A 17,568-nucleotide genomic window follows, 5' to 3' on the forward strand; every position below is an offset into this window, starting at 1 on the left:
TCGAGGGCTGGCGTGCGGCAAGCCCCTCCGTCTCGGCGCTATACGCCGATCCACCTCCCCTAGAGGGGGAGGAGACACGTTGGTGACGGGGCTTGACCCCGGCCGGGGCGGGTCTGAGAAGCAGGGCGGTCGGGCGGTTTTCGGCCGGCGCGGCGAAGGGTCTGGATGCGATGACACAGGATCAGCTCTCGGACCGGTTCGGGCTTCAGCACGCGGCGTCGCGGGCGGAGGGGGCTCCGTCGGCCCAGGTGCGGCGCGGGCGGCTGGGGGCGCTGAAGGCCCTGGTGCTGGAGCGGCGCGAGGCCTTTGCGCGGGCCATAGATGCGGATTTCGGGGCGCGGTCGGTGATGGAGACGGGCCTGCTGGAGGTCACGCCCCTGATCCGCAGCCTGGACCATGCGCGCGCCCATCTGGGGCGGTGGATGCGCGACGAGCGGCGGCCAGTGGACCTGATGTTCCAGCCGTCGCGGGCCTGGATCCGGCATGAGCCCCTGGGCGTGGTCGGGGTGATCGCGCCGTGGAACTATCCGCTGCTGCTGGCCCTGGGGCCGACGGTGGACGCCCTGGCGGCGGGCAATCGGGTGATGATCAAGCCGTCCGAACTGACGCCCGCCTTCGGCGCCCTGCTGGAGGCCGCCGTGGCCGAGCGGTTCGATCCGGCGGTGCTGACCGTGGTCAACGGCGGGGTCGATGTGGCCCAGGCCTTTTCGGGTCTGGCCTTCGACCATCTGGTCTTCACCGGATCGACGCGGGTGGGGCGCGAGGTGATGCGGGCGGCGGCGGACAATCTGACCCCGGTGACGCTGGAGCTGGGGGGCAAGTCGCCGGCCGTGGTGGCGCCCGACTATCCGCTGGACAAGGCGGCGCGGTCGATCGCCTTCGGCAAATTCCTGAACGCGGGCCAGACCTGTATCGCCCCCGACTACGCCCTGGTTCCGGCCGGGCAGGTCCGGGCCTTCGCCGAGGCGGTGCTGGATCAGGCGCGCCGGGCCTATCCGACCCTTCAGGACAATCCCGACTACAGCGGGGTGATCAGCGAAGGCCACCGGGTGCGGCTGCGCGAGGCGGTGGCGGCGGCGAAGGCGGCGGGGGCCGTGGTGCTGGAACACCCGGATGCGGCCGCAGAGGGGGGCAAGATCGCCCCGACCCTGGTGCTGAACCCGCCGACCGACGGCCTGTTGATGCAGGAGGAGATCTTCGGCCCGGTCCTGCCGGTGGTCGGATACGACAGCCTGGATGACGCCCTGGCCTTCGTGGCCGCCCGGCCCCGGCCCCTGGCCCTGTATGGCTTTACGAACCAGGCGCGGACGCGCGACCGGATCCTGGGCGCCGGCCTGTCGGGCGGGGTGACCCTGAACGGGACCATGCTCCATATCGCCCAGAACGACCTGCCGTTCGGCGGGGTCGGCCCCAGCGGCCTGGGCGCCTATCACGGCCACGAGGGGTTCAAACGCCTCAGCCATGCGCGGGCCGTCTATGACGTGGGGCCGCTGAACGCCTTCGAACGTCTGGGGCCGCCGTGGGACGGGGCGTCGGGCCGGCTGGCGCGGGCGGCCCTGCGGTTTCTGGCCCGGTGAAGGGCCGCCGTTACGGACGGCCGCTTACCGGCGACCCAGGTTTCCATTCGGCTACGTCCCATTCAAGGACGGCGCCGGTCGATTTCTGAACAGCAAACCAACCCAGGTTGGTGCTGCAAATGCCGTCACACACGCGGTCGCTGTGCAGCGCCAGGACGTAGAGGTCGGATGCGCCGTCGGCTTCCGGCACGGGGTCGCAGAAGGCGATACGGGAGGAGCTCGGCAAGCGACCGCTTTGCATCACACGGGCCTTCGCCAGCTCACAGGCCTTCGTCGCCGTCGCCACCTTTGGCTTGGCGGCGCACCCGGCCGGAAGGAGGGCGGCAAGGGCCAGGGTGAGGACTGCGATCTTCATGGCCTGCTTGGATATCTCGCGTGACGATCCGACCCTACGCCTGTCCCCGGAGACGGCAATGGGAGGGCGATACGAAAAAGGGCGGAACCCTGCGGTCCCGCCCTTTTCCTTCAGACCTGAAAGGCCGTCAGTTGCGATAGGCCGGCGGCATCGGCGTCTGTTGACGATAACGGTCGCGCAGCAGCAGGGCGCGGCTGGTCAACGGTTGCTCGACCCCGTCGATGAAGACGGCCGAGGGCTGGCTGAGGGGCTCCAGCGGGTCGCCGGACCAGACCACGACGTCGGCGGCGGCGCCCGGCGCGATCTGGCCGAACTGTCCGGCCATGCCGAAGATCTTCGCCGGATTGACCGTCAGGGCGGCGATGGCGGCGCCATAGGGCAGGCCGTGCGAGACGGCGTTGCCGGCGTTGTAGCGGGCCTCGCGGGCGCGGTGGGTCGACCCCTCGTTGCCCTTGATGGCGATCACCACCCCGGCCGCGTTCAGGGCCGCCGCATTCTCCATCCGCGCCGCCCGCATCTCGAAGTCGGCGGGCAGGTTGGAGATGGGGTTCAGCAGCACCGGCACGCCGGCCGAAGCGATGTCGCCGGCGACCAGCCAGCCTTCCTCGGCGCCGTCCAGGATCAGCTTGATCCCTTCCTCGCGCGCCAGACGCAGCACCTGCTGGATGTCGGACGCCCGGTGGACGCTGACGATCAGGGGCATCGAACCATTGGCGACCGGGATCAGGGCCTCCAGGTCGGCGCGCGACAGGCTGAGGTCGCGCAGGCCCGCCCGCTCATAGGCCGACTTGTTGCGGGCGTAGAGGCGGACCTCGGCCATCGTCTCCTTGAACAGGACGAACTGGGCGCCGCGGGCGCCGCCGGCGATGTCGGCCCCGGCCTCGCCGAACGGGGCGACCATGGCCACGCGCGGCTTGACCAGGATGTTGGCGTCCTGACCCAGGTCGATGATGGCCGCCTGGCCCGCGAACAGGCCCGGCGTCTGATAGCCGCCATCGCCGGCGCCGGCCGTCTCGTCCTCATGCACATGGCCGCCGGACGAGCCGGGGTGCTGGGGCACGACCACGGCGCGGGTGATGCCGCCCAGACGCGCGACCGGCAGGGTGAAGGACCAGGGGTCCAGGCCGTAGGAGATGTCGAAGGCGGCGCTGAGGGTGTTGGCGCTGTTGCGCAGTTCGTTGGTGCCGCTGACGGCGCCGACCTCGGTCCCGGCCAGGCCGGAATCGACGGCGATGAAGCCGGGGGCGACGACCTTGCCGGTCGCGTCGATGACGCGGGCCGCGGAGGGCGCTGCGCCGGCGCCGACCGAGACGATCTTGCCGTCGCGAAGGACGACCGTGCCGCCCTCGATGACCGAGGTGCCGGTCAGAACCCGGCCGCCGACGATGGCCACGGTGTCCTGGGCGAGGGCGGGGGCGGCGAGAGACAGGGCCGCGACAGCGCCCGCGAGGATGTGGGACAGACGCATCAGCGGGCTCCTTCGGCGACGTTGGCGGCGGTCAGGCCATAGCCCGGCTGGCCCAGCTCGAAATCGCTGGTCGGCTGATAGGCGGGGTTGGTCCGGTCGAAGGTCAGGGCGCCGTCGATGAAGACCTGGTCGGCGCGGGCATAGATGGAGAAGGGATCGGCGCTCCAGATCACCACGTCGGCGCGCTTGCCGGCCTCCAGCGAGCCGGTCTGGTCGGCGATGCCGATGGCCTTGGCGGCGTTGGAGGTGATCCAGCCGATGGCGTGTTCTTCCGAAATGTTCAGCCCAGCGCGGCGACCGGCCGACAGGGCGGCGGCGGCTTCCTGGTTCAGGCGCTGGGTCAGTTCGGCGTCGTCGGAGTGGATGACGGCGCACGAACCCTGGGGCGCGTCCACCAGGGCGGCGTTCTCCTCAATGGCGTCCAGGGCCTCCATCTTGAAGCCCCACCAGCCGGTCCACATGGCGGCGCAGATGCCGTTCTGGGCCAGTTGCGGGGCCAGCTTGTAGGCCTCGGTGGCGTGGTGGAAGGTGGTGATGCGGTAGCCGAACTCCTTGGCCATATCGATCATCAGCGCCATCTCGTCGGCGCGGTAGCAGTGGTTCTGGATCAGGATCGAGCCGTCCAATACCCCGACCAGGGTCTCGTTCTGAAGATTGCGGGTCGGGGCCGCGCCCTCGCCGTCCTCGCGCCACTTGTCCCACTTGGCCTTGTAGTCGCGCGCGGCGATGAAGGCGGCGCGATAGCCGGCCATATTGCCCATGCCGGTCGCCGGGCTCTGGTTCCGCGAGCCATAGACGCGCGAGGGGTTCTCGCCGCAGGCCATCTTGACCGTATAGGGGGCGTCCGGGAACTTCATGCCCTGCATGGTGATGGACGGCGTATTGCGGATGGTGACGCCACGCCCGCCGAACAGATTGGCCGAGCCGGGCAGGATGTGCATGGTCGTGACGCCGCCGGCGCGGGCGGTGTTGAAGCCCGGGTCCTGGGGCCACAGCGAATGCTCGGCCCAGACCTGGGCGGTGTTCGGGCTGGTCGCCTCGTTGCCGTCGCTCATGCCGCTGACGCCGGGCGACGGATAGACGCCCAGGTGGCTGTGGACGTCGATGATCCCGGGGGTGACATAGCGGCCGCGCGCCTCGATGACGCGATAGCCGGCGGGGACGGGGGTCGAGGCGTCGCCGACGGCGGCGATCTTGCCGTCCGTGACCACGACCACGCCATTGTCGATCTTGCGGTCCGTACCGGTCAGGACGGTCGCGCCGACCACGGCGAAATTCTCGCGCGGCAAGGGTTGATAGGTGGACGGATAGGGGTTCAGGGTGGTCGCCGGATCCAGGCCCGCGGCCAGGGTCTTGTCCTTGGACGGCGCGGCGGCCTCCGATTCCGCGCCCGTGGTGGCGCAGGCCGATAGGCCGAGCACAGCAAAGCCTATGGCCGCGAGGCTGACGCCCCGCAGATGATGTCCGATCATCAGATCCCCTCTTCCCGACGACACGCCAGCCCGACGTGTCTTGCGATCGTCATAGGAGGGGCATCTGGCGGAGGCGTCAAAAGATTTCGATGTTCTTTGGGAGTGGGAGACGGTCATCACCTCCCCGTTCGCGAAGGCGAATGGGGAGGACAGACCGCGCAGCGGTCAGGAGGGGGCGAGACGGTGGCTGACGGTCTGAGCTTCACACGGGCGAAGGCTTTTCGCCGTTTAATGACTCCGCCGGAAGCCCGGCTTTGGACTGCGCTACGGGCTGGACGCCTGAACGGCTGCAAGTTCCGTCGGCAGCATCCGATCGGTCCGTATATTCTCGATTTTTACTGCGCCGAGGCGAAGCTGGCGGTCGAGGTGGACGGCGCGGTTCATGATCAGCCGGAACAGGTCGCTCACGACCAGCGACGGACTGCTTGGCTGGGGGAGCGCGGCGTGAAGGTTGTCCGCGTGCGAGCGATCCATGTGAAAGACGAACTTGAGGGGGTGCTCGGCTTCATCCTGGCGGTGGTGCGCGCGCGACGAGACGCGGGATAGGGCGGAGTCGCCCCCTCCTGGTCGCTGGCGCGACCGGTCCTCCCCATTCGCCTTCGCGAACGGGGAGGTGAGATGTTCTGGACGCGCCTGTTCCTGACCGCTAACGGCACGCGCATGAACGACGACGAAAACCCCCATCTCGACCGGCCGCTGCGGTCGTTCGGCCGGATCAAGGCGCGGCCGATCAAGCCGCGGCAGGCGGCGCTGATGGACAGCCTGCTGCCCGAGATCGCCGTGCCCGATCCCAAGGCCGGTCCGCTGGACCCGAAGGCGATGATGCCCGAGGCGGTCGAGGTCTGGCTGGAGATCGGCTTCGGCGGCGGGGAGCATATGGCGGCCCAGGCGGCGACGCGGCCCGACGCCCTGGTGATCGGCTGCGAGCCCTTCCTGAACGGGGTGGCCTCGGCCCTGCGCCATGTCGAGGAGGCCGGGCTGAAGAATGTCCGCATCCACGCCGACGACGCGCGCGACCTGGTGGACGCCCTGCCGGACGCCTCGGTGGACCGGGTGCTGATCCTGTTCCCCGATCCCTGGCACAAGGCCCGGCACAACAAGCGCCGCCTGTTGCAGGACGAGACGGCCCAGGCCTTCGCCCGCATCCTGAAGCCGGGCGGGACGCTGCGGTTCGTGACCGACTGGCGCGACTATGCCGAATGGACGCTGGAACGGCTGGAGCGCACGCCGGGGCTGGAGCGGATCGGGGCGGCGGATCAGGACTGGTTCCTGCCCCCGGCGGACCATGTGGTCACCCGCTATGAGGAGAAGAAGCTGGGCGACACCGCGCCGATCTTCCTGGAATACCGGCGCACAGCCTGAGGCGTGAGCTACGGGATTTTACGTAGTTTAAGCATAGACGCCTGTTTAACGAACTTCATTATTAATGGCCCCTAAGTAGAATAACAGGGGCGGAACCATGAAGGCGTTGACGATCGGCGGCAGGATCAATCTGCTGGCCCTTGTGACCATGGCGGGTCTGCTGGTGATCACCGGCCTGTCCCTGATGCGGCTGGACGCCGTGATGCGCGAAGACATCGCCGACCGCACCAAGAAGTCCGTCGAGATCGCCCACAGCGTGGTCGCCTATTATCAGGGCGAACAGGCGGCCGGCCGGTTGACGCAAGACCAGGCCCAGACCGCCGCCAAGGCCGCCGTGGGCGCCATGCGCTATGGCGCCGACGACTATTTCTGGATCAACGACATGCATCCCACCATGGTGATGCACCCGATGAAGCCGGCGCTGAACGGCAAGGATCTGAGCGAGAACAAGGACGCTGACGGCGTGCTGATGTTCAAGGAATTCGTCGCCGTGGTTCAGAAGGACGGCGAGGGCTTCGTCAACTATCAGTGGGCCAAGCCGAACCAGGACGGGGCCGCGCCCAAGATCTCGTATGTGAAGGGTTTCGCGCCCTGGGGTTGGGTGATCGGTTCGGGCGTCTATACCGACCAGATCGCGGCGGCCGTGGGCAAGGCGGCTCTGGCCCTGGGCTCAATGGCCCTGCTGGTGCTGCTGGCGGTCGGGGCGACGGGCTGGTTCATCGGCCGGTCGGTGTCGGCCCCCGTGGTGGCGCTGGAGCGGCGGATGCGCGGCCTGGCCGAGGGCGACAAGACCTCCGAGATTCCCGGCGTCAAACGCGGCGATGAGATCGGCAAGATGGCCGCAGCCCTGGCCGTCTTCCGCGACGCCGCCATCGAAAAGGACCGGCTGGAGGCCGAGACCCTGTCGCAACGCTCGATGAGCGAACAGGAACGGGCCGCGCGCGAGGCCGAGAAGGCCGCCGAGGCCGAGGCCGACCGCGTCACCATCGAAGCCCTGGGCCAAGGGCTGTCGGCCATGGCTGACGGCGATCTGACCTATCGGATCGAGGCCGAGTTCGCGCCCAAGGCGGAGCAGCTGAAGACCGACTTCAACGCCGCCATCGCCCAGCTGCAGCAGGCCGTCGCCGTGGTGGTGGCCAATATCGCCGGCATTCGATCCGGCGCCGGCGAGATCTCGCAGGCCGCCGACGACCTGTCGCGCCGCACCGAACAGCAGGCGGCGGGCCTGGAGGAGACGGCGGCCGCGCTGGATGAGATCACCGCCACGGTCAACAAGACCGCCTCGGGCGCCCGCCAGGCCTCCGAAGTGGTTCAGGCTGCCAAGGGCGACGCCGAAACCTCGGGCGTGATCGTGCGGGATGCGGTCCAGGCCATGCAGGCGATCGAGGGCTCGTCGGATCAGATCAGCCAGATCATCGGCGTGATCGACGAGATCGCCTTCCAGACCAATCTGCTGGCCCTGAACGCGGGGGTCGAGGCCGCTCGCGCCGGCGAAGCCGGTCGCGGTTTCGCCGTCGTGGCGTCGGAGGTTCGGGCCCTGGCCCAGCGTTCGGCGGAAGCGGCCAAGGAGATCAAGACGCTGATCTCGACCTCGACCACCCAGGTCGGTTCGGGCGTCAAACTGGTCGGCCAGACCGGCGAGGCCCTGCAACGGATCGTGGATCGGGTCGCCGAGATCGACGGTCTGGTCTCGGAAATCGCCGCCTCGGCCCAGGAACAGGCCGTCGGCCTGGCCGAGGTCAACACGGCCGTGAACCAGATGGACCAGGTCACCCAGCAAAACGCCGCCATGGTCGAGCAATCCACCGCCGCCAGCCATTCGCTGTCGCAGGAAGCCGAGTCGCTTCAGGCCTCGGTCGCCCAGTTCAAGGTCGGGGACACAGCCCGCGCGGCTGCGCCGGCGGCCTCGCACCGCGCCGAACCGCGCCCCGCCGCCAAGGCGCCGGCCCGTTCGAGCCATATGGCCGCCGCGTTGAAGACCCTCGGTCGCGGCGGCGCTGCGCCCGCGCCTCAGGCCGCATATGAAGCCGCCCCGTCCGCGGAAGGCTGGGAAGAGTTCTGATCCTACCAGAGGTCTAAAGAACGATGATATGTAATTTGCCCTAGGTTAGGGTTTACGCTTCGTCGCGATTTGGAAACCATAAATTGGCCCCAGCTTCAGGCGTCGCCTGTTCGCGCCGTGGAATCCCCTCGCCCCGCTTTTGAGCGACGCCTTTTGGCCGGGGCGAAGGGGCGCATCGTGCAGACGGGGGCGTGACGCCTGAGGTTCCTAATCATTGGGGCCGCCGGATGAAGATCACTGTCAGGAACCGTCTGCTGGCCGGCCTCGCCGCCATGGGCGTGGCGCTGTGCCTGATCGCGGGGGTCAGCTGGTTGTCCGCCACGGCGGCCGGCGGCCGTATCCAGACCATCATCGTCGACCGGGTCGCCCCCATGCAGGCGCTGAAGGTGGTCAGCGACATGTACGCGGTGAACATCGTCGACGCGGTGCATAAGGCGCGCTCGGGCGCCTTTACCCAGCAACAGGCCATCGACAGCGTCAAACAGGCCAAGAGCCTGATCCAGACCAACTGGGCGGATTTCAACGCCCGAGACCGCGTCTCTCCGGAGGAGCAGGCCCTGATCGACGCCGCCAACGCCAGTCTGCCGGCGGCCGACGCGGCGACGGCTCGGCTAGAGGCCATACTGGCGTCGGGCGACAGGGCGGCCCTGGCCCAGTTCGCCGACAATACGCTCTACCCGGCCATCGACCCCCTGACCGCCGCGATCGGCGCCCTGGTCGATCTGGAGGCCCGGGTCGCGCGTGAGGAGGCCGCGGCGGCCCAGCACGCCTTCCGCCTGTCGCTGATCGCCATGGGGGTGATCAGCCTGATGGCGATCCTCACCCTGATTTCGGCGACCCGTTTCGTGCTGACGGGGGTGACGGCGCCGCTGGATGCGATGACGCGCACGATGCGCCGCCTGGCCGCCGGCGAGCTGCAGATCGAAATCCCCGGCGTGGGCCGCCGCGATGAACTGGGCGAGATGGCCGCCGCCCTCGTGGTCTTCCGCGACGCCGCGGAGGCCAAGCGCAAGGCTGACAACGACCTGATCGACGCGCGGGCCGCAGCGGAGCAGGAACGCCAGGCCGCCGGCGAGCTGGTCGAGCGGGAACAGCAGGCGCTGGTGGTTCGGTCCTTCGGCGTGGGCCTGTCCAAGCTGGCGGACGGAGAGCTGACCTATCGCATCCGTTGCGACCTGCCGCCGGAGTACGCCCAGCTGCGCGACGACTTCAACCGGGCCATGGACCAGTTGCAACACGCCATCGGCGTGGTGCTGGGCAATGTGGCCGGCCTTCGTTCGGGCGCGGGGGAAATCACCCAGGCCTCGGACGATCTGGCGCGGCGCACCGAACAACAGGCCGCGTCGCTGGAAGAGACGGCGGCGGCGCTGGACGAGATTACGGTCAACATCAACAAGACCGCCTCGGGCGCGCGCCAGGCCTCGGACGTGGTCCAGGCGGCCAAGGGCGACGCCGAGACCTCGGGCGTCATCGTGCGGGATGCGGTCGAGGCCATGCAGGCCATCGAGGGCTCGTCCAACGAGATCAGCCAGATTATCGGCGTGATCGACGAGATCGCCTTCCAGACCAATCTGCTGGCCCTGAACGCCGGGGTCGAGGCGGCCCGCGCGGGCGAGGCCGGTCGCGGCTTCGCCGTGGTGGCGTCGGAAGTGCGAGCCCTGGCGCAACGTTCGGCCGATGCGGCCAAGGAGATCAAGACCCTGATCTCCACCTCGACGGCCCAGGTCGATTCCGGCGTCAAACTGGTCGGCCAGACCGGCGAGGCCCTGCAACGGATCGTGGACCGGGTGGCCGAGATCGACGGCCTGGTCGCCGACATCGCCGCCTCGGCCCAGGACCAGGCCGTGGGCCTGGCCCAGGTCAATACCGCCGTCAGCCAGATGGACCAGGTCACCCAGCAAAACGCCGCCATGGTCGAGCAATCGACCGCCGCCAGCCATGCCCTGGCCCAGGACGCCCAGTCGCTTCAGGCCTCGGTCGCCCAGTTCAAGGTCGGCGATGCGGTCCCCGCCCAGGCTCCCCCCCAGGCTCCCCCCCAGGCTCCCCCCCAATCTTCCGCTGAGACTTCGGCTGAAGCCGCCCGCGTCGCGTCCAGGTCGGCGGCTAAGGCGCCCGCGCGCTCGGCCCATATGGCCGCCGCCCTGAAGACCATCGGTCGCGGCGGCGTCGCGCCTGTGTCCCAGGCTGCCGTTCAGCCCGGACCCGCGGCCGACGGTTGGGAAGAATTCTAGATTCGGCGTGGCGGGACTGGCGTGGCGGCGATCAACCGCCCAGCTATGGCCTCCTCACCAAAGCCCTGGCCGGAACCCTGGAATGACCCTCTCGATCTACGACGTCGCCGCCCCTGTCCTCGTGCGCGGCCTGACCAATCTGTCCGGTTTTCTGGACAAGGCCTTGGCGGAGGGGTTTGACGAAGCCGTCCTGATCCAGGCCCGGCTCCACGAGGACATGCGGCCTCTGCCTGCCCAGGTTCAGCTGGCGTCGGACTCGGCCAAGGGCGCCGTGGCGCGGCTGGCCGGCGTCGACAACCCGGCCATGGCCGATACGGAGACGAGTTTCGCCGAATTGAAGGACCGGATCGTCCGCACCATCGCCTTCATCGACAGCGTGGACCCCGCCGCCTTCGCCGGGGCCGAGACCCGGCCGGTGACGCTGAAGACGCCCAGCCGTGAGATGAATTTCGACGGCCTGGGCTATCTGACCAGCTTCGTCCTGCCGAACTTCCATTTCCACGTCACGACCGCCTACGCCATCCTGCGCAAGGAAGGCGTGCCGCTGAGCAAGATGGATTATCTGGGGCGGCTGGCGCTGATCTGAGGCGGACGCCCACCGCCCCCGAAACAAAGAGGGCTGACAAGCGAATGTGAAACGCCTATACGGCCCTCCACATCGTTAGACCGGCGTCCAACGGCGTCGTTCCAAGCGGCGGCCCGGACGGACCGCCGCTTTTGTTTTGGATAATCGCCGCTTGCGCGCAAGAACCGCCCAGGACCGCCAACTGCTCGAGCTGATCGACCCCATTGCGGAGTCGCTGGGCCTCGAGGTCGTGCGCGTCCGCCTGATGACCGGCTCCAAACGCCAGCGTCTGCAGATCATGGCCGAACGCCCGTCCGACCGCGACATCTCGGTCGAGCAGTGCGCCAAGCTGAGCCGCGCCGTGTCGGAGGTGTTCGACGCCGCCGACCCCATCGCCGGCGAATATATGCTGGAGGTCTCGTCGCCCGGCATCGACCGCCCCCTGACCCGGCCCATCGACTTCGACCTGTTCGAGGGCGAGGAGGCGCGGCTGGAGACGGACCGGATGATCGAGGGCCGCAAGCGGTTCAAGGGCGTGCTGGCCGGCTATGAGGACGGCAATGTCCTGGTCGACCTGGACGGCGAGGAAGAGACCGCCCTGATCCCCTTCGACTGGTTGAGCGATGCGAAACTGGTCCTGACCGACGCCCTGATGAAACGGGGCGCCGCCATTCGCGCCGCGCGGGGCGAACCTGAAGACGACGGCCTGCCCGAAGGCACTCCCGAGGACGGGGCCGCCGAAGACACAACCGACACCACGACCCCTTCTGAGGACAACGCCTGATGGCCGTCACCGGTATTTCCGCCAACCGCCTCGAACTGCTGCAGATCGCCGAGGCCGTGGCCCGCGAAAAGAACATCGAGCGCGAAGTCGTCATCGAGGCGATTGAAGAAGCGATCCAGAAGGGCGCCAAGTCGCGTTACGGCGCCCATCACGACATCCGCGCCAAGATCGACCACAAGACCGGCGAACTGGCCCTGACCCGTCACGTCACCATCGTCGAGGACGACTGGCAGCCGGAAGACGAGTTGGAAGAGTTCAACGACAGCGCCATGGTGCGCCTGACCGACGCCTCCAAGCGCGATCCGGAAGCCGTCGTCGGCAAGGAATATGTCGAGACCCTGCCGCCGTTCGAGTTCGGCCGCGTCCAGACCCAGATGGCCCGCCAGGTCGTGACCGGAAAGGTCCGCGAGGCCGAGCGCGCCAACCAGTACGAAGAGTTCAAGGATCGCGTCGGCGAGATCGTCAACGGCACGGTCAAGCGCGTCGAATACGGCAACACCATCGTCGATCTGGGCCGGGGCGAGGGCGTCATGCGCCGCGACCAGTCCATCCCGCGCGAAGTGTTCAACATCGGCGACCGGATCCGCACCTACATCTACGACGTCCGGCCCGAGGCCAAGGGCCCGCAGGTCATGCTGTCGCGCGCCCATCCGGGCTTCATGGCCAAGCTGTTCGCCCAGGAAGTGCCGGAAGTCTATGACGGCGTGATCGAGATCCGCGCCGCAGCCCGTGACTCGGGCTCGCGCGCCAAGATGGCCGTCCTGTCGAACGACAGCTCCATCGATCCCGTCGGCGCCTGCGTCGGCATGCGCGGCTCGCGCGTTCAGGCGGTCGTCGCCGAACTGCAGGGCGAGAAGATCGACATCATCCAGTGGAACCCGGACGAGCCGACCTTCATCGTCAACGCCCTGGCCCCGGCCGAAGTCTCCAAGGTCGTGCTCGACGAAGAAGCCGGCCGCGTGGAAGTCGTGGTGCCCGACGAACAGCTGTCGCTGGCCATCGGCCGTCGCGGCCAGAACGTGCGCCTGGCCAGCCAGCTGACCGGCTGGCAGATCGACATCATCACCGAGTCCCAGGACTCTGAGCGTCGCCAGCGCGAGTTCAGCGAGCGCACCGGCCTGTTCCAGGAAGCCCTGGACGTGGACGAGGTCATCGCCCAGCTGCTGGTCACCGAAGGCTTCGCCACGGTGGAAGACCTGGCCTATGTCGATCCGTATGAGGTCTCGGAAATCGAAGGCTTCGACGAAGAGACCGCTGAGGAGCTGCAGGCCCGCGCCCGCGACTTCCTGGACCGCAAGGCCGCCGAGCTGGACGCCAAGCGCGTCGAACTGGGCGTCGAGGACGGCGTGCTGCAGGTGCCGGGCGTGACCCTGGCCATGGCCGTCGCCCTGGGTCAGGGCGGGGTCAAGACCGTCGAGGACCTGGCCGACCTGGCCACCGACGAAATCCGCGGCGGCTATGAAGTGAAGAACGGCGAACGGGTGAAGGTCCCCGGCGTGCTGGAAAGCTTCAACCTGGCCCAGGAAGACGCCGAAATGCTGATCCTCCAGGCCCGTGTGGCCGCCGGCTGGATCGACGCCTCGGAACTGCCGCAGCCTGCGCCGGAAGAGGCCGAGGAAGACTTCGCCGACGGCGAATACGACCCGGACCAGGTGTTCGGCGACGCGCCGGCTGAAACCGAAGCCGACGCCGACGGTTCCGAAGACGCAACTTCCGACGATACGGAGGTCCTCGCCGAGGACGACTCCGAACCGTCGAACGCGTGATGGGAGACCTGGCCACATATGAGCTTGCGCGACGCAACGATTGATCGGGAACGCCGGGACCTCGTCTCTCACGAGGTCATGGACGAATCTCGCCTGATCCGTTTCGTCGCCGGGCCCGATGGCCAGGTGGTTCCCGACCTGGGCAGGAAACTGCCCGGACGCGGCCTGTGGGTCGAAGCCAGCCGCGCCTCGGTCGAGACGGCGGTCAAGAAGAACGGCTTCACCCGCTCGGCCAAAACCAAGCTGACCGCCCCGGCCGACCTGGCCGATGTCGTCGAACGGCTGCTGTTCCGGCGCTGTCTCGACCAGCTGGGTCTTGCCCGGCGCGAAGGCGTGCTTATCTCTGGCTTCGAAAAATCCGCCGCCAATCTGCGGGCCGGCAAGGTCGCCTGGGTGATCGAGGCCGCCGACGGCTCGGCTGACGGGCGTGGCAAAATCCTCGCCCTGGCCCGCCATCAGACCGCGAAAATCTGCGGCGCGTTCACTGTGGACGATTTGAGTTTGGCCCTTGGGCTGGAAAATGCGATACACGCCGTCCTGCTTGCGGGCGGACGGGCCGATCGGTGGACCATGGAGGTCGAACGATTGGCTGGATTTCGGCCGCTTCGCCCTCCTCACTGGGAGATTTCCGGTGTCGAAGGCGGATCGGCGGGAGCAACCCCGACTGACCTTGATAAAGGTGGGGCGAGCTAAGGATTTTGGCGGCCGAGGGCCTGTCTCCAAGGGCGGAGACGGGCTCACGGTCGTTCATGTGCATTGAGACGACGGCGGGATTTTCCGCCCTATTAAAGCGACCGTATGAGCGACGAAAACGACAAGACCAACCAAGGCCAGGGTTCGGGCCAGGGCACTCCGGGCGGCACGCCGTCCCAGACGGGGCCGCGCGCGCCGCTGAGCCTGAAGCCGCGCGTTGTGGGATCGGTCCCGACCGGAACCGTGAAGCAGAGCTTCAGCCACGGGCGGTCCAAGACGGTGGTGGTCGAGACCAAGCGCCGACCCGGCGCCGGCGGGCCGCAACGCCCGCAGGGCTTCGACGTCGCGCGCCCGCAACAGGCCGCTTCGCAGAACCGGCCCCAGGGCCAGCGTTCGTCGCAACCGGCCGGCGGCGCCCTGTCGCCTGAAGAGCAGGAAGCGCGTCGCCGCGCCATCGCCATGGCCACCCAGGCCAACGCCGCCAAGGCTGCAGCCGACGCCGCCGCCAAGGCCGCGGCTGAAGCCGCTGCGCGCGAACAGGCCGCCGCCACCGAACGCGCCGCCCAGGCTGCGCGCGACGAGGCCGCCGCCGCCAAGGCCGCCGCCGAAGCCGCCCGCGCCGAGGCCGCCAAGCTGACCGCCGCCGCGCCCGCCGCTCCGGCCAAGCCCGCGCCCAAGCCGGCCGCGCCCGTCGCCGCCGCGCCGACGCCGGCTCCGGCTCCGGCCGCCCCCACGCCGGCCCCGACGCCCGCGGCGCCCGCCGCTCCGGCCCGTCCGGCGGCTCCGGCCCGTCCGGTCGTCAACTTTGGCCAGCGCGTGCCCAAGCCGGGCAATCCGCAACGCGCGGCGCCCGAGCGTCCCGCCTTCGGCGGCCGTTCGGCCCGTGAACAGGCCATGGGCGGCGGCGAACGGTCCTATACGGATCGTCCGCAGACGGATCGTCCGCAAGCCGACCGTCCCCAGGGCGCCCGTCCGGGCCCCGGCGGCGCCGGCCGTCCGCAAGGCGCCAAGCCTGCTGAACCCGTCCGTTACTCGGCCCTGAACCCGCGTCCGGCCCCGGGCGCCGCCCGTCCCGGCGGTCCGCGCAACGGCCCTGGCGGCCGTCCGACCCCGAACGCACCCCCGGCCGAGGCCAATGTTCTGCGTCCGGCCCGTGCGCCCGGCGCGGGCTTCGGCCGTCCGGTCGGTCGCGACGACGATCGCGAGAAGCGCTTCTCCGACGCCGGCAAGGCGGTCAGCCGCACGCGCGGCGAGCCGAAGCGCCGCGAAGGCCGCATGACCATTCAGTCCGTGGTCGGCGACGGCGACGCCGCCGAGCGCATGCGCTCGCTGGCCTCGGTCCGCCGCGCCCGCGAACGCGAGAAGGAAAAGCGTAAAGGCGGCTCGACCGACGCGCCCAACCGTCCGCGCGAAGTGGTCATCCCTGACGTCATCACCGTGCAGGAGCTGTCCAACCGGATGGCCGTGCGCGGCGTCGACATCATCAAGTTCCTGATGAAACAGGGCCTGATGATGAAGATCAACGACGTGATCGATTCCGACACCGCCGAACTGGTGGCCGAGGAGTTCGGCATGGCGGTGAAGCGCGTCTCTGAATCCGACATCGAGTTCGGCTTCCTGGGCGACGCCGACGACGCCGAAGCGGCCGAAGTCCGCGCCCCCGTCGTGGCCATCATGGGCCACGTCGACCACGGCAAGACCTCGCTGCTGGACGCCCTGCGCACCACCGACGTCGCCGGCGGCGAAGCCGGCGGCATCACCCAGCATATCGGCGCCTATCAGGTGCGCCTGGACAACGACCAGAAGGTCACCTTCCTGGACACCCCGGGCCACGCCGCCTTCTCGGCCATGCGGGCGCGCGGCGCCAATGTGACCGACATCGTGGTCTTGGTCGTGGCCGCCGACGACGGCGTCATGCCTCAGACCATCGAGGCCATCCAGCACGCCAAGGCGGCCGGGGCTCCCCTGATCGTCGCGGTCAACAAGATGGACAAGCCGGGGGCGACGTCTCAGAAGGTCGTCAACGAGCTGCTGCAGCACGAAGTCATCGCCGAAAACCTGGGCGGCGAGACCCAGATCATCGAGGTCTCGGCCAAGGAGCGGATGAACCTCGACGGCCTGCTGGAAGCCATCCTGGTCCAGGCCGAGGTCATGGACCTGCGCGCCAACGCCGATCGCTCGGCCGAGGGCGTGGTCATCGAGGCCAAGCTGGACAAGGGCCGCGGCCCCGTCGGCACCGTCCTGGTCAAGCGCGGCACGCTGAAGCGCGGCGACATCGTCGTGGCCGGCGGATCGTGGGGCAAGGTTCGCGCCCTGCTGAACGAACGCAACGAGCAGCTGACCGAAGCCGGTCCGTCCGTCCCGGTCGAGATCCTGGGTCTGGACGAGGCCCCGTCTCCGGGCGACGTTTTCGCCGTGGTGGAATCCGAAGCCCGCGCTCGCGAGCTGACCGAATACCGTCAGCGGGTGAAGCGCGAAAAGGCCCAGGTCTCGGGCGGCTCGGTCTCGCTGGTCGACATGATGGCCAAGCTGGGGTCCAAGAAGGCCTCGGAACTGCCGGTCATCATCAAGGCCGACGTCCAGGGCTCCGCCGAAGCCATCATGGGTTCGCTGGACAAGATGAGCACCGACGAGGTGCGCGCCCGCACGGTCTATTCCGGCGCCGGCGGCATCACCGAGAGCGACGTCAACCTGGCCAAGTCGGCCGGGGCCCCGATCCTCGGCTTCAACGTCCGCGCCTCGAAACAGGCGCGCGATCTGGCCGAGCGCGAGGGCGTCGAGATCCGCTACTATTCGATCATCTACGACCTGCTCGACGATATTAAGGGCGTGCTGTCCGGCATGCTGGCGCCGCTGCAACGGGAAACCTTCCTGGGCAACGCCGCCGTGCTGCAGGTGTTCGACATCTCCAAGATCGGCAAGATCGCCGGTTGCCGGGTGTCGGAAGGCGTGGTCCGCAAGGGCGCCCGCGTCCGTATCGTCCGCGACGACGTGGTCGTGCTCGAACTGGGCACGCTCAACACGCTCAAACGCTTCAAGGACGAGGTCAACGAAGTCACGGCCGGCCAGGAATGCGGCATGCAGTTCCAGGGCTTCCAGGACATCAAGGAAGGCGACTACATCGAGTGCTTCACGGTCGAAGAGATCAAGCGCACCCTGGACTAGTCCGGGGTACGCAGGCGCCGACAGAGACAGGCCCGGAACCCAGGTTCCGGGCCTTTTTCTTTGCGTCA

Annotated in this window: 13 protein-coding genes; 10 read left to right on the plus strand and 3 right to left on the minus strand. The window is 68.7% G+C overall.

Annotated elements, in window-relative coordinates:
• Positions 1-170: 170 nt before the first annotated feature.
• Entirely contained in the window at positions 171-1,577 is a 1,407-nt protein-coding gene (locus ACW17X_RS12175) for a coniferyl aldehyde dehydrogenase (RefSeq protein ID WP_492097713.1), read from the plus strand.
• 10 nt (positions 1,578-1,587) lie between these two features.
• Here ACW17X_RS12175 and ACW17X_RS12180 read toward each other — a convergent pair whose 3' ends face one another.
• From ACW17X_RS12180 to ACW17X_RS12190, 3 genes are all read right to left on the minus strand, one after another.
• Positions 1,588-1,932, minus strand: a complete 345-nt coding sequence (locus tag ACW17X_RS12180) for a hypothetical protein (protein WP_492097714.1) — start codon at positions 1,930-1,932, stop codon at positions 1,588-1,590.
• Between the two features lie 127 nt (positions 1,933-2,059).
• Positions 2,060-3,400, minus strand: a complete 1,341-nt coding sequence (locus ACW17X_RS12185; RefSeq protein WP_492097716.1) for an amidohydrolase family protein — start codon at positions 3,398-3,400, stop codon at positions 2,060-2,062.
• Positions 3,400-4,872: an amidohydrolase gene (locus ACW17X_RS12190; protein WP_492097718.1), complete on the minus strand. Its 1,473-nt coding sequence runs from the start codon at positions 4,870-4,872 to the stop codon at positions 3,400-3,402. The genes ACW17X_RS12185 and ACW17X_RS12190 overlap by 1 nt, the downstream gene beginning before the upstream one ends.
• Before the next feature lie 183 nt (positions 4,873-5,055).
• Here ACW17X_RS12190 and ACW17X_RS12195 point away from each other — a divergent pair, with 183 nt between their 5' ends.
• From ACW17X_RS12195 to infB, 9 genes are all read left to right on the plus strand, one after another.
• A complete protein-coding gene (locus ACW17X_RS12195; protein ID WP_492097720.1) occupies positions 5,056-5,418 on the plus strand; it encodes an endonuclease domain-containing protein in 363 nt (120 codons plus the stop codon).
• Between the two features lie 114 nt (positions 5,419-5,532).
• Positions 5,533-6,234: a tRNA (guanosine(46)-N7)-methyltransferase TrmB gene (gene trmB / locus ACW17X_RS12200; RefSeq protein ID WP_492100467.1), complete on the plus strand. Its 702-nt coding sequence runs from the start codon at positions 5,533-5,535 to the stop codon at positions 6,232-6,234.
• A gap of 97 nt (positions 6,235-6,331) precedes the next feature.
• Complete coding sequence (locus ACW17X_RS12205; RefSeq protein ID WP_492097722.1) at positions 6,332-8,296, plus strand: methyl-accepting chemotaxis protein; 1,965 nt, start codon at positions 6,332-6,334, stop codon at positions 8,294-8,296.
• 227 nt (positions 8,297-8,523) lie between these two features.
• Complete coding sequence (locus ACW17X_RS12210) at positions 8,524-10,527, plus strand: methyl-accepting chemotaxis protein (RefSeq protein WP_492097723.1); 2,004 nt, start codon at positions 8,524-8,526, stop codon at positions 10,525-10,527.
• An 82-nt stretch (positions 10,528-10,609) separates the two neighbouring features.
• The gene (locus ACW17X_RS12215; protein ID WP_492097725.1) at positions 10,610-11,113 is read left to right on the plus strand and encodes a DUF1993 domain-containing protein; all 504 of its coding nucleotides are present in this window, start codon (positions 10,610-10,612) and stop codon (positions 11,111-11,113) included.
• 151 nt (positions 11,114-11,264) lie between these two features.
• Positions 11,265-11,876, plus strand: coding sequence for a ribosome maturation factor RimP (rimP, locus tag ACW17X_RS12220; protein WP_492097727.1), 612 nt, complete (start codon positions 11,265-11,267; stop codon positions 11,874-11,876).
• On the plus strand, positions 11,876-13,642 hold the full coding sequence (gene nusA / locus ACW17X_RS12225) for a transcription termination factor NusA (protein ID WP_492097729.1): 1,767 nt from the start codon (positions 11,876-11,878) through the stop codon (positions 13,640-13,642). The genes rimP and nusA overlap by 1 nt, the downstream gene beginning before the upstream one ends.
• A gap of 18 nt (positions 13,643-13,660) precedes the next feature.
• Positions 13,661-14,335: an RNA-binding protein gene (locus ACW17X_RS12230; protein ID WP_492097731.1), complete on the plus strand. Its 675-nt coding sequence runs from the start codon at positions 13,661-13,663 to the stop codon at positions 14,333-14,335.
• A gap of 105 nt (positions 14,336-14,440) precedes the next feature.
• Positions 14,441-17,500, plus strand: a complete 3,060-nt coding sequence (gene infB, locus ACW17X_RS12235) for a translation initiation factor IF-2 (protein WP_492097733.1) — start codon at positions 14,441-14,443, stop codon at positions 17,498-17,500.
• The last annotated feature ends 68 nt before the right edge of the window (positions 17,501-17,568 follow it).

This window comes from Brevundimonas sp. FV1ye4L, from assembly GCF_058681255.1.

Excerpts from the sequence above, each read along its gene's own strand:
- nusA (WP_492097729.1), top strand. The coding sequence starts at position 11,876 with ATGGCCGTCACCGGTATTTCCGCCAACCGCCTCGAACTGCTGCAGATC.
- ACW17X_RS12180 (WP_492097714.1), bottom strand. The coding sequence starts at position 1,932 with ATGAAGATCGCAGTCCTCACCCTGGCCCTTGCCGCCCTCCTTCCGGCC.
- ACW17X_RS12230 (WP_492097731.1), top strand. The coding sequence starts at position 13,661 with ATGAGCTTGCGCGACGCAACGATTGATCGGGAACGCCGGGACCTCGTC.
- ACW17X_RS12205 (WP_492097722.1), top strand. The coding sequence starts at position 6,332 with ATGAAGGCGTTGACGATCGGCGGCAGGATCAATCTGCTGGCCCTTGTG.
- ACW17X_RS12210 (WP_492097723.1), top strand. The coding sequence starts at position 8,524 with ATGAAGATCACTGTCAGGAACCGTCTGCTGGCCGGCCTCGCCGCCATG.
- trmB (WP_492100467.1), top strand. The coding sequence starts at position 5,533 with ATGAACGACGACGAAAACCCCCATCTCGACCGGCCGCTGCGGTCGTTC.
- ACW17X_RS12175 (WP_492097713.1), top strand. The coding sequence starts at position 171 with ATGACACAGGATCAGCTCTCGGACCGGTTCGGGCTTCAGCACGCGGCG.
- ACW17X_RS12215 (WP_492097725.1), top strand. The coding sequence starts at position 10,610 with ATGACCCTCTCGATCTACGACGTCGCCGCCCCTGTCCTCGTGCGCGGC.
- ACW17X_RS12185 (WP_492097716.1), bottom strand. The coding sequence starts at position 3,400 with ATGCGTCTGTCCCACATCCTCGCGGGCGCTGTCGCGGCCCTGTCTCTC.
- ACW17X_RS12190 (WP_492097718.1), bottom strand. The coding sequence starts at position 4,872 with ATGATCGGACATCATCTGCGGGGCGTCAGCCTCGCGGCCATAGGCTTT.
- infB (WP_492097733.1), top strand. The coding sequence starts at position 14,441 with ATGAGCGACGAAAACGACAAGACCAACCAAGGCCAGGGTTCGGGCCAG.